This is a genomic window from Photobacterium panuliri, from assembly GCF_059920555.1.
Genome location: NZ_CP197192.1, coordinates 2,407,867 through 2,421,592, shown reverse-complemented (window position 1 = coordinate 2,421,592; position 13,726 = coordinate 2,407,867). Strand labels below are relative to the sequence as shown.

The following is a 13,726-nucleotide window of genomic DNA, read 5'->3' as shown; positions in this document are numbered from 1 at the left end:
TGTCATTCATGGAGAGTTTATGAAAAAGCAGTTGTTATCATTATGCATAGGTGCATTGTGCGTTCCGTCGGTATGGGCCATTTCTATTGAAGAAGCGGTGACCAAAGGCCTTACAACTAGCCCGGAAGTAAAAGAAGTTGTTGAAAGCTACAACGCGAGACTTTCAATTGTTGATCAAGCTACCGCTGATTACTTGCCCTCGTTGGATCTCAGCGGCGAAGTCGGCTACCAGCGTCGCGAACGTGATCGAGAAATTGCATCAACAACCGAAGAATTGACCGGTCGGCAAGCCTCTTTGCGTTTGCGTCAGCTAATTTTTGATGGTTTTGGTGTTTCTTCGAATATTGATCGGACGGAGTTTGAAGCTGAAGCCGAACGTTACCGTGTTTTGTACTTTGCAGAAAACTATGCACTGAAAGTTACACAGGCATATCTAGATGTTATCCGCGAGCAGACACTACTTGGCTTAGCGCAGAAAAACCTTGAGACGCATTTGCGCTATCAGAAAGATATTACCAAGAAAACCAAGTCGGGATTAGGTTCAAGTGCGGATGTATCGCAGATCAATGGTCGTGTTGCCCGTGCTCAAGCCAATGTTCTTTCGGCTCAGAATAATGTTAGTGACGTTACCGATCAGTATCTTCGTTTAGTTAATGAAATGCCGGGTAACTTGATTCAGCCTGATGTCGATGATCGCTTTATTCCTGCATCACTTGAGGCGGCGTTGGAATTAGCCAAGCAACACAACCCGACAGTGTCATCGTCATTGAAAGATGTAGAGGCTGCTCATTCACAATATGACGCTTCTAAATCCGGTTATTACCCTGAAATTGATGTGTATGTCGAGCAGAGTTTCAGCAAAGACTATGACGGCGTAAGAGGGACAGACGACGAGTTCAGTGCGATGCTCCGCTTGAACTATAACTTATTTGGTGGTGGTCGAGACCAAGCGCGCGTCTCTGAATCGGCTTCTCGAATTCAGCAAGCTAAAAATATCAGCGCCAATACTGTTCGTCAGGTTGAAGAGAGTACCCGCTTGTCTTGGAGCGCCGCTGAAATTCTTGAGCAGCAAAAAGGTTATTACCAGCAGCACGTTGAGCAAAGCTTTAAGACTCTTGAAGCGTATAAACAGCAGTTCAAGCTAGGCTCGCGTACGTTACTAGATGTGCTTAATACGGAAAATGAGCTATTTGAGGCTAGAAAATCTTATGTTGCTGCTGATTATGACCACCTTGAAGCGCAATACCGCTTGATTAATTCGACGGGTAAATTGCTTGATGCTTTATATGTAACAGTTCCGAAGGATTGGAAAGCAGGAGAAAAATGATGTTGCGTAGTAAATTCTTCTGGCTTCCTATTGTTGGAGCCTTGGTATTGTCGGGATGTTCAACCTCGCCGGTAGGGATGATTGCTAATCAGGATTCTGATCAATTTGATAACGACCGCGATGGCGTAATTAATGAGCGTGATCTATGTGTTGATACGGTGATGGGGGCTGTTGTGAACAACGATGGTTGTCCGTTTGATATTACCAGCATTGCAGATGGTGAACTCATTGTGTTGTTTGATCACGATTCAGCCAATATCCACTCTAATCAGCTAGCAGAAGTTAAGCGCATTGTTGGTGTTTTAAATAAAAACCCCGGGTTGTCGTTGGTGCTTGAGGGACATGCAAGTGCGTCAGGTTCCGCTGAATATAACTTACAGTTATCGAAGAAAAGGGCGGAAGCTGTAAAACAGCTTTTTGTCTCACGAGGGTTGTCTGCAGAACGATTGGAAATATTACCGGTCGGTGAGCAAAAGTTATTGCTTAACAATAACACTGTCCAGGCTGACACATTAAATAGACGTGTAACGACTCAATTCAAGTCATCAGATACCTATACTGACTATAAATGGCATATCTACACAATGGAATCGACTTTATAGTTAGAATGAAATTGAAGGTACTTGTTATCGTGGTTGTTTGTATGGGGGTGCTTATAGGGTATGCCCATACTGAAAATTTTCTTGATGATAAAGATATTGAGAAAGCCGCTAAAATTTATGGTGATGATGCTAAGTTGAGACTGAACGAATGGCAGAAATTGATTTATAAATCACAAGCTAAAAGTCGTACTGAAATGCAGAGACTTGGCGATGTGAATCAATTTTTTAACCAACTTACATTTATTGATGATGTGAAATTATGGGGACTTGAAGATTATTGGGCAACGCCTATCGAGTTTATCGGTGCGAAAGGTGGTGACTGTGAAGATTTTAGCATTGCGAAATATTTCACCCTTAGAGAACTAGGGGTTTCTGATGAAAAAATTAGGTTGATATATGTTAAGGCACTAAGTTTGGATCAGTTTCACATGGTTGTAGCATATTATCCTGAACCTTCTTCAATTCCTTATATATTGGATAATATTGATCCTGATATGAAGCTGGCAACACAGAGGGAAGACTTGGTTCCTATCTATAGCTTTAATGCCCAACACCTTTGGTTAATGAAGGAACGTGGACGGGGACAGTTAACAGGGAAGTCGACAAGATTGAGTAAATGGACATTGATGAGAGATAGATATAGTCGTGGAGATTTAAAAGTCCCAGCAATCAGATTAAGTTACTAATATGAGCTTATATAAGAGAATCTTATTTTCAGTTTTGTTTATATTGACTGCGCTATACAGCGTGGTTTTTAGTATTCAGTATTATTCTGTTCGTGGATATTTGAGTGAGCAACAGATAAATACTGTAAACAATACAGCGAATTCACTTGCACTTGTCATACCTATTCAGTATGAAAAAAACAGCAATGTTGGGATCGAAACAGCGATATTTGCAGCATTTGATAGTGGATATTATAAAAAAATTAGCTTTCAGGCATTTAAAGATAAGCGAGTGTTCCAGCGAGAGATAGAAACTTCATTGACACAGGTTCCTAAATGGTTCGAAACCTATTTTGGCTTTCAACCTATTGAAGAAAAGTTTGTTATATCATCTGGTTGGCTTCAAATCGGTGAATTGACAATTATCAGTAATACCGGCATGGCTATGCAGCAGTTATGGTATAGCACGATGAACTTGTCTCTGTGGTTTCTTGCTGCTTTTTTAACTACAGCATTAGTGATAAATCGCGTGTTGAAGTTTATCTTAAAGCCACTTGCTCACCTAACCGTTTATGCTGAATTTCTAGGTGAAAATAAATTTGATGCGACGGTGATTGAACCGAGGGTAAGTGAATTATCGACACTAAGTCGTGCTATGCAAAAAATGGCAGAAAAGCTTAAGCATGAATATGAGAACCAGCAGCAAGAAGCGTATGAGCTTCGTAAACGAGTGTTGCAAGATAAGGTGTCAGGTTTAGGTAATCGAGAATATCTTTATGCCCAGATAGAGTCATACCTTCAGGAAAATACGAGTTGTAGTATTTTTATGATTGCATGCGACAGTATTAATGAAATCTATCAAAAGTATGGTTTTGGTACTCGCGATAAAATGGTTTATCAAATAAGTCGAGAGTTGTCACATCAAGTTGATGCTATTGAACAGGTTGTATTAGCTCGTATATCAAATACAGAGTTTATTTTTTTTCTACCACAGATGGCATTATCAGACGCTGAAGATTTAGTTAAAAAATGTCACTATAGTATAATTAAGCAGTTTGTACCCTACCATAAATTATCTGATATCAATGTATATTCTGGATCTGTGGTTACCGATGGGGTGGGGAGCGTAAAGCAGCTACTGTCAATGGTTGATAATGCTGTTCAGTCTGCGAAAAATTCGGAATGTGGTTTTTCTGTCCAGCATCAGAATAATGATGCACTAGGTAAAATGGATTGGTTATATGTTATACGTAAAGCTATTTCACTAAAAAATTACAAATTTAGGGTTATGCCAGCTATTGCGAATGATGATAAAACTGTCTTACATCAAGAGTTTTTATTATCTATTGGTGTTGATGGGAAATCCTATCAGGCAGGAGAGTTTGTTCATTTTATTGAGCAGCAGAAGCTCTGTGCTGAATTTGATAAATCGGTAATTGAATATTTACTTGATAATAATTCCTGTGAAAACAATGTCGCTGTCAATATCATGGCGGGTACATTTTATGATGACTCACTTTGCCAGTGGTTGGATGTAAATCTGCAATATAATAAAAATAAATTTATAAATGTTTTTTTTGAGATCCCTGAAAGCGCTTTTGTTTATTATGAAGAGCAAGTTTCCAAGTTTGTTTGTTTGTTAGAGCGTTATGGTTTGAATTGGGGGGTTGATAATTTTGGTCGTCATTTCAAATCATTGGATGCTGTTATTTCGTATAAGCCTAGCTATGTGAAGTTGGATTATTTTTATGGTTCGATGCTAAGTGATAGTTCAGCAGGTATCGAGTTAGTGAAAGGTGTAATCAAGTCAGCGAAGAACTTCGATATCGATGTTATTGCTACGCGTGTGGAAAATCATCAGCAACGCGTGAAATTCCTTGAGTTAGGTGTTGATGGCTATCAAGGGTATGTCACCGGCGTCTCTCACGTTGTTACAGAATATATTGGGTAATTAAGTTATGGAACAACAAGTAATCTCTAAAGCGACAGTCATTACAAATGTCAAAGGTAGCGTGTTTTACATTGACGTTAATGGTGAGCAGCATTTTATTCAATCGGGAGATACCGTACCCGCAGGTGCTATTGTCATTAGCCTTGCTGGTAGTAGTTATGAATTTACGTCGCCTAATGTCAGTTTTAACGTCGAGGGACAGTGTGCGACATGTGATTCTATCAATGAAGGGGGACGCCTAAAGTCCCTTGATAGCGATGATGAAATTGCACGACTTCAGCAGGCCATTTTAGATGGCGTTGATCCAACTGAAGATTTTGATGCGCCAGCTGCTGGTCTTGGTGTTTCAAGTGTGAATTCGGGCTTTGTCGAAATTACCCGTCTCGGTCGAGATGTTATTGCAGATGCAGGCCATGATACAGATGACGTTTCATTTGATGTAAATGGACTATTGGGGAATGCTGACAGTTTATCAGAGGGCGTCCCCAAAATATTCCTCGATGGCCCAATCACGAGTGATAACATCATTAATATAGCTGAGTCACAAAGTGATGTTTTAATTACCGGTCACGTTGAAGATGGGGTAAAACCGGGTGTTGAGGTCAACATTATTGTTGGTGATCATACTTTTGTTACAACTGTCGGTTCAGACGGTTCGTTTTCTATCTATGTTCCGGGTAGTGTTTTAGCTGACAATTCCGAAGTAAAAGCGGAATTGGTTACCTCGAACGGGACATCTGAAGATACACATGAATATGATGTTGATGTCTACATTTCAATTCCTGAAGTCACAATTTTAGGTGATGGTGGCGATAACGTTTTTAATAAAACAGAATTAGGCGAAGATGGAACAGCGACAGTTACGGTAACGGTTCCTGAAAGCGCTGAAGTTGGTGAGATCATTATTATTCGAGATGCAAATAATAATGTATTAGTTGAGAAGTCGCTGACAGAAGATGACATCACCAATGGTTTTGAGTTGGAAGTGTTGCCTGTTGATGACCGTATTTATGTGTCAGCAGAAGTTATTGATGGTGCGGGAAACAGTTCCGGCTTGATTGTCGATGAAGCGGAAGTTGATGTATGGATTTCATCTCCGATAATTAGTTTGCCATCGTCACAAGATACAGGTGTAAGTGATAGTGACTCCTTAACGAACATTACATCACCAAGTTTTGAGTTATCGAATATTGATGATGATGTGGTATCGATTCGAGTGACTGTCGTTTCTGACGAGACGGGTAAAGTTCAGGAGGGGGATGCAAGTCTTGTTGATGGCAATTGGGTCTTTAGGCCATCATCTCCACTCGTTGACGGAGCGTATACGATTACGGCTGTTGCACAAGATGATGCTGGTAATGAGGCGTCATCAAATACTATTCAGGTAACGATTGATTCCAGCATATTAAACCCCTCAATCGACTTCGAAAGCACTGGATTTGATGATGTTTATAACAGTGATGAACTAGGTCCTGATGGTACCGTAACCGCAACGATTACGATACCGTCAGATTTCAACCCTGAAACTGATTCAATGCTCATTAATGGTGAGAGCTATTACCCGTCAGAAAGCGAAATACTGTCTGGTTTAATCGAGCTTCAGGTAGCGCCAGATTCGACAATTACAACTCAAATAACAGATGTAGCAGGTAATGTATCTAGCTTGGTGACGGGTACTGCACCAAGTGCAGATACAGAAGCATTGCCCCCGGTCATTTTCTTTGAATCCCCAGGTGCTGATGGAATTTATAATGCACAGGAAGTAGGACCTGATGGGACAGTGACTGCGACTATTTCATTACCATCAGATTTTATAGCGGGTCTTGATACCTTATATATAAATGGGCAGGTTCATGTTCTTACAAGCGAAGAAGCATCGCTAGGGTATGTGAATATTGAGGTTGTGCCTAATACGAGTGTAAGTGCTTATATTAAAGATTCTGCTGGAAATACATCGGAGCTGGTATCAGAAAAGGCTCCACCAGCGGACTTATCTGCATCAACCCCTATCGTTGAATTGTTAGGTGATGCTAACAATGACGGTATTTATAATGATGCTGAATTGGGTGGCAATAGTACTGTTCCAGCTAAGATAACGTTGGCTCCCGATACGGTTGAAGGCGATCGCATCATTATTAAAGACACCAGTGGCAACGTACTGGTTGACCGTGAGGTCACAGCAGATGATTTGACCAACGGAATATTGGTGGAAACTCCGGTTGTTGGCGATAAGGTCGAGGTCACCGCGCAGGTGATCGACAAGGTTGGTAATACGTCTCCGGAAGCCAGTGACAGCGCCTTGGTCGACACTGGCGCCGCACCAGCCCCGAGTGTTGAACTACTGGGCGACAGCAACAATGACGGTATCTACAACAGTGCCGAACTGGGCGCTGACGGCACCGTTACCGCCAAAGTGACGTTGGCCTCGGGTACTGTCGAGGGCGATCGCATCATTATTACCGACACCAATGGCAACGTATTGGTTGACCGTGAAGTCACCGCCGCCGATTTGGCTAACGGCATCCATGTTGAAGGCTCTGTAGTAGGCGACAAGGTTGAGGTGACCGCACAGGTGATCGACAAGGTTGGCAACCCATCACCGGAAGCCAGCGACAGCGCCTTGGTGGATACGGGTGCCGCTCCAGCTCCATCTGTGGAACTGCTGGGCGACAGCAACAATGACGGTATCTACAACAGTGCCGAACTGGGCGCTGACGGCACTGTTACCGCCGAAGTGACATTGGCCTCAGGCACTGTCGAGGGTGACCGGATCATTATTACCGACACCAACGGCAACGTGCTGGTTGATCGCGAAGTGACAGCCGAGGACCTAACCAACGGTATTCTGGTTGAAGGCTCTGTGGTGGGCGATAAGGTCGAAGTGACCGCGCAGGTGATCGACAAGGTCGGCAACCCATCGCCGGAAGCCAGCGACAGCGCTTTGGTCGACACTGGCGACGCACCAGCCCCGAGTGTTGAACTGCTGGGTGATAGTAACAATGACGGTATCTACAACAGCACCGAACTGGGTGCTGATGGTACGGTCACAGCCAAAGTGACGTTGGCCTCGGGCACTGTCGAGGGCGATCGCATCATTATTACCGACACCAATGGCAACGTGCTGGTTGATCGTGAGGTGACCGCTGCTGACTTGGCTAACGGTATTCTGGTCGAAGGCTCTGTGGTTGGCGACAAGGTCGAGGTGACTGCGCAGGTGATCGACAAGGTCGGCAACCCATCACCGGAAGCCAGCGACAGCGCCTTGGTGGATACGGGTGCTACACCGACTCCATCTGTAGAACTACTGGGCGACAGCAACAATGACGGTATCTACAACAGCGCTGAACTGGGTGCTGACGGTACGGTCACAGCCAAGATCACCTTGGATGCGTCTACAGCAGAAGGCGATCGGGTCATTATCACCGACACCAATGGCAACGTATTGGTTGACCGCGAAGTGACCGCTGCTGACTTGGCTAGCGGCATCCATGTTGAAGGTTCAGTAGTTGGCGACAAGGTCGAAGTGACTGCGCAGGTGATTGATAAGGTCGGCAACCCATCACCGGAAGCCAGCGACAGTGCCTTGGTCGACACCGGTGCTACACCGGCTCCATCTGTAGAACTGCTGGGCGACAGCAACAATGACGGTATCTACAACAGTGCCGAACTGGGGGCTGACGGCACCGTTACCGCCAAAGTGACGTTGGCTTCGGGCACTGTCGAGGGTGACCGGATCATTATTACCGACACCAATGGCAACGTGCTGGTTGATCGTGAGGTGACCGCCGCTGACTTGGCTAACGGCATCCATGTTGAAGGTTCAGTAGTCGGCGATAAGGTCGAAGTCACTGCGCAGGTGATCGACAAGGGCGGTAACCCATCTCCGGAAGCCAGCGATAGTGCCTTGGTCGACACCGGTGCTACACCGGCGCCATCTGTAGAGCTGCTGGGAGACAGCAACAATGACGGTATCTTCAACAGTGCCGAACTGGGTGCTGATGGCACCGTTACCGCCAAAGTGACGTTGGCCTCGGGCACCGTCGAAGGCGATCGGATCATTATCACCGATACCAACGGTAACGTGCTGGTTGACCGCGAAGTGACCGCTGCTGACTTGGCTAACGGCATCCATGTTGAAGGTTCAGTGGTGGGAGACAAGGTCGAGGTGACCGCGCAGGTGATCGACAAGGTTGGTAACTCATCTCCGGAAGCCAGCGACAACGCTTTGGTCGATACGGGCGACGCACCAGCCCCGAGTGTTGAACTGTTAGGCGACAGCAACAATGACGGTATCTACAACAGCGCCGAACTGGGTGCTGACGGTACGGTCACAGCTAAGATCACCTTGGATGTGTCTACGGTAGAAGGCGATCGGATCATTATTACCGACACCAATGGCAACGTGTTGGTTGACCGCGAGGTCACAGCAGACGATTTGACCAACGGTATTCTGGTTGAAGGTTCAGTAGTCGGCGATAAAGTCGAAGTGACCGCGCAGGTGATCGACAAGGTCGGTAACCCATCGCCGGAAGCCAGCGACAGCGCCTTGGTCGATGCTGGCGCCACACCGGCTCCATCTGTAGAACTGCTGGGCGACAGCAACAGTGACGGTATCTACAACAGCTCCGAACTGGGTGCTGACGGCACCGTTACTGCCAAGGTCACCTTGGATGCCACGACGGCAGAAGGCGATCGGATCATTATCACCGATACCAATGGCAACGTGCTGGTTGACCGTGAGGTGACCGCCGCTGACTTGGCTAACGGCATCTATGTTGAAGGCTCTGTAGTCGGTGACAAGGTCGAGGTCACCGCGCAGGTGATCGACAAGGCTGGTAATCTATCGCCTGAAGCTACAGATAGTGCAGTTGTTGATAATAGTGCAGCGGCACCTGCTGTAGAGCTGTTAGGAGACAGCAACAATGACGGTATCTACAACAGTGCCGAACTGGGTGCTGACGGTACGGTCACAGCCAAAGTGACGTTGGCCTCGGGCACTGTCGAGGGCGATCGCATCATTATTACCGACACCAATGGCAACGTACTGGTTGACCGTGAGGTCACAGCAGATGATTTGACCAACGGTATTTTGGTCGAAGGTTCAGTCGTCGGCGACAAGGTTGAAGTGACCGCGCAGGTGATCGACAAGGTTGGTAATCCGTCACCGGAAGCCAGTGACAGCGCCTTGGTCGATACGGGCGCCGCTCCGGCCCCATCTGTAGAACTGCTGGGTGACAGCAACAGTGACGGTATCTACAACAGCGCCGAACTGGGTGCTGACGGTACGGTCACTGCCAAAGTGACGTTGGCCTCAGGCACCGTCGAGGGAGACCGGATCATTATTACCGACACCAACGGCAACGTGCTGGTTGACCGTGAGGTCACAGCAGACGATTTGACCAATGGTATTCTGGTCGAAGGTTCAGTAGTCGGCGACAAGGTCGAGGTCTCCGCGCAGGTGATCGATAAAGTTGGCAACCCATCACCGGAAGCCAGCGATAGTGCCTTGGTCGATACGGGTGCTACACCGGCTCCATCTGTAGAACTGCTGGGTGACAGCAACAATGACGGTATCTACAACAGCGCTGAACTGGGTGCTGACGGCACCGTTACCGCCAAAGTGACGTTGGCCTCGGGCACTGTCGAGGGCGATCGCATCATTATCACCGACACCAACGGCAACGTATTGGTTGACCGTGAAGTGACCGCCGCTGACTTGGCTAACGGCATCTATGTTGAAGGCTCTGTGGTGGGTGATAAGGTCGAGGTGACCGCGCAGGTGATCGACAAGGTCGGCAACCCATCGCCGGAAGCCAGCGACAGCGCCTTGGTCGATACGGGTGCTACACCGGCCCCGAGTGTAGAACTGCTGGGCGACAGCAACAGTGACGGTATTTACAACAGCGCCGAACTGGGTGCTGACGGTACGGTCACAGCCAAGATCACCTTGGATGCCACGACGGCAGAAGGCGATCGGATCATTATCACCGACACCAATGGTAACGTGCTGGTTGACCGAGAGGTGACTGCTACTGACTTAACCAACGGTATTTTGGTTGAAGGCTCGGTGGTGGGCGACAAGGTCGAAGTGACCGCTCAGGTGATCGACAAGGTCGGCAACCCATCACCGGAAGCCAGCGACAGCGCCTTGGTCGATACGGGTGCCGCACTGGCCCCATCTGTGGAACTGCTGGGCGACAGCAATAATGATGGTATCTACAACAGTGCCGAACTGGGTGCTGACGGTACGGTCACAGCCAAGATCACCTTGGATGCCACGACGGCAGAAGGCGATCGGATCATTATCACCGACACCAATGGTAACGTGCTGGTTGACCGAGAGGTGACTGCTACTGACTTAACCAACGGTATTCTGGTTGAAGGCTCGGTGGTGGGCGACAAGGTCGAAGTGACCGCTCAGGTGATCGACAAGGTCGGCAACCCATCACCGGAAGCCAGCGACAGCGCCTTGGTCGATACGGGTGCTGCACTGGCCCCATCTGTAGAACTGCTGGGCGACAGCAACAATGATGGTATCTACAACAGTGCCGAACTGGGTGCTGACGGTACGGTCACAGCCAAGATCACCTTGGATGCCACGACGGCAGAAGGCGATTGGATCGTCATTACCGACACCAGTGGCAACGTACTGGTTGACCGTGAGGTGACAGCTGCTGACCTAACCAACGGTATTCTGGTTGAAGGTTCAGTAGTCGGCGACAAGGTCGAGGTCACCGCACAGGTGATCGACAAGGTCGGCAACCCATCACCGGAAGCCAGCGACAGTGCCTTGGTGGATACGGATGCCGCCCCGGCCCCATCTGTGGAGCTGCTGGGTGACAGCAACAATGACGGTATCTACAACAGTGCCGAACTGGGTGCAGACGGTACCGTTACCGCCAAAGTGACTCTCGCCTCGGGCACCGTTGAGGGTGATCGCGTCATTATTACCGACACCAATGGCAACGTGCTGGTTGACCGTGAGGTGACCGCAGACGATCTAACCAACGGTATTCTGGTTGAAGGTTCAGTAGTCGGCGATAAGGTTGAAGTCACCGCGCAGGTGATCGACAAGGTTGGTAACCCATCGCCGGAAGCCAGCGACAGCGCCTTGGTCGATACTGGCGCCGCTCCGGCCCCGAGTGTTGAGCTGCTGGGCGATATTAATGCTGATGGTATCTACAACATTAATGAAATGTCGGCGGGGTATGAATCAACAGTTACCGCGAAAGTGACATTAAATGCAGATACAGCAGTTGATGACCGCATCATTGTTAAAGATACCGATGGAACTATTTTGGTTGACCGACTAGTAACATTGGATGATCTGAATAATGGCATATTCGTTGAAGTTAGCCTTGGTTCTATTGAAGTCAATGGTCAGCAAGAGCCGGGAGTGGAAGTTTCTGCAGAAGTCATAGATAAGGTAGGTAATGGTTCTGGAGAGGTTGTTGACAGTAGCAAAGTTGATATTTGGTTGAGTAAGCCACTTATTGATCTTCAAGATGTTAGTGACAGCGGTACGAACGGTAGTGATAACCTAACAAATGTTAAGCAGCCCGTTTTTGATATCGGCCAAATTGATGCAGATGCTGATGCGACGATTCAGCTGATGGTCAAAGGACCTAATGGACAATGGTCTGCGGTTGGTACCGAAATTGTGCTGCTTGATGATGGCACCTATCAGCCGAATGAGCCATTGCCTGATGGTGAGTATCGAGTGGATGTAGGGGTGACAGATTTAGCCGGCAACACGACAAGCAACCAGTTAGAGTTCGAGGTTGATGCAACGATTTCTACTCCTACAGCAGATTTGATGGCTGCCAGTGATAGTGGCGGTAGTGATAGTGACAATATTACAAATATTACTAAGCCGGTTTTTGCTATTGGTGCAATAGATTCGGATGTAGAAGAGATCTCTATCGTGTTGACGTCGCAAACTGATGGGAGTCAGATTACGGCGAAAGCAGTATATGTTAACGGTCAATGGCTGGTTGATGGTGGCATTGAGCTTGTCAATGATGAGTGGCGTTATCGCCCTGAGTCTCCATTAGTGGATGGCGACTATCAACTGGCTGTTATCGTTACTGATACCGCGGGTAATACCGCGCAGCTTGATCCTAATAATCCACTGGAAGTGACAATTGATACTCATTCCTCGGGTAATGATGTTAGTGCACGCGTTGATGAAAACACCCTAGCTACCGGTGATGTTGTCGGTAGTGTATTGAGTGGGACTGAAACTGATATCGTTGCAGTTGGTTTCTATCATAACAACCAGCTAAATACGCTAACTGAGGATGGATATTTTGCTATTGATAGCCAAGGGAAAATTACAGTCACTCAAGTAGGGATTGACGCGGGTGTTAATGACTACGAGACGTGGATAACCATGACGAATCAGAACGGTGGTAGTTTAACGGATGGCTATACTGTTAAAACAGAAGACACTGCTGGTAATATCAAAGTGGTGGAATTTGATTACTTCGTTGATGACGTTGCTGAGCCAGTGATGGCTGAAGGTCGTGGTGGTGATGACAACTTATATGTCGTCAATAGTGAAATGACTTATGCCTTCGGTGCAACATTTGATGATCAGGGAATGCCTATCGCACCGGGTATTAAAAATCCAGAGGCTTATGACCCTACGCTTGGTGCTGTTATCAATGGTGCTGATGGCAATGATCATATTATTGGTGGGGCCGGCAATGACGTCATTATGGGTGGAGTGAACGGCCAGCAAAATGGTGGCGGTGCAGGTAAAGCCGATGGGCGGCATTACGGTGATGTACTGGAAGGCCGTGAAGGGCAGGATATTTTCCGTTGGCTATCGGGTGATGATATTGAGTTGCAGCATGAATCGCAGAGTATTACCGCGAATGATAGTGTCGCTGTAGATATTATTACCGACTTCGAATTTGGTCATATCGACATTAATACAGAAGCTGATATTTTGGACCTGTCTGGCTTACTGGTCGGTGAAAATGAAAGTAACTTGGATCAGTACTTGTCAGCCACCGTTGATGGGAATGACGTTATTCTTCACGTTGATACCGATGGGTTGGGTGGACGTGGGGTAACACAGCAAATTATCTTGGAAGGAGATGCCAACAGGGTTGATGTTAATACCTTGATTGATGACTTGCTGATCCAGGGTCAGTTGACTATTGATAAATAATTG

5 protein-coding genes are annotated in these 13,726 nt (G+C 47.0%); all 5 read left to right on the top strand.

What is annotated here, in order from left to right; all coding sequences use genetic code 11:
- Nucleotides 1-19 precede the first annotated feature (19 nt).
- The 5 genes from ACSF8X_RS11200 to ACSF8X_RS11180 are packed head-to-tail and all read left to right on the top strand — an operon-like array spanning nt 20 to nt 13,723.
- The gene (locus ACSF8X_RS11200) at nt 20-1,327 is read left to right on the top strand and encodes a TolC family outer membrane protein (protein ID WP_500849973.1); all 1,308 of its coding nucleotides are present in this window, start codon (nt 20-22) and stop codon (nt 1,325-1,327) included.
- Entirely contained in the window at nt 1,324-1,929 is a 606-nt protein-coding gene (locus ACSF8X_RS11195) for an OmpA family protein (protein WP_500849972.1), read from the top strand. The genes ACSF8X_RS11200 and ACSF8X_RS11195 overlap by 4 nt, the downstream gene beginning before the upstream one ends.
- Before the next feature lie 5 nt (nt 1,930-1,934).
- Nucleotides 1,935-2,615: a transglutaminase-like cysteine peptidase gene (locus ACSF8X_RS11190; RefSeq protein WP_047881128.1), complete on the top strand. Its 681-nt coding sequence runs from the start codon at nt 1,935-1,937 to the stop codon at nt 2,613-2,615.
- A gap of 1 nt (nt 2,616) precedes the next feature.
- Nucleotides 2,617-4,545, top strand: a complete 1,929-nt coding sequence (locus tag ACSF8X_RS11185) for a bifunctional diguanylate cyclase/phosphodiesterase (RefSeq protein WP_500849971.1) — start codon at nt 2,617-2,619, stop codon at nt 4,543-4,545.
- A gap of 7 nt (nt 4,546-4,552) precedes the next feature.
- A complete protein-coding gene (locus tag ACSF8X_RS11180) occupies nt 4,553-13,723 on the top strand; it encodes a retention module-containing protein (protein WP_500849970.1) in 9,171 nt (3,056 codons plus the stop codon).
- Nucleotides 13,724-13,726 lie beyond the last annotated feature (3 nt).

Bases quoted from the DNA above. Each gene is read 5' to 3' on its own strand.
- ACSF8X_RS11190 (WP_047881128.1), top strand. From the start codon at position 1,935: ATGAAATTGAAGGTACTTGTTATCGTGGTTGTTTGTATGGGGGTGCTT.
- ACSF8X_RS11195 (WP_500849972.1), top strand. From the start codon at position 1,324: ATGATGTTGCGTAGTAAATTCTTCTGGCTTCCTATTGTTGGAGCCTTG.
- ACSF8X_RS11200 (WP_500849973.1), top strand. From the start codon at position 20: ATGAAAAAGCAGTTGTTATCATTATGCATAGGTGCATTGTGCGTTCCG.
- ACSF8X_RS11180 (WP_500849970.1), top strand. From the start codon at position 4,553: ATGGAACAACAAGTAATCTCTAAAGCGACAGTCATTACAAATGTCAAA.
- ACSF8X_RS11185 (WP_500849971.1), top strand. From the start codon at position 2,617: ATGAGCTTATATAAGAGAATCTTATTTTCAGTTTTGTTTATATTGACT.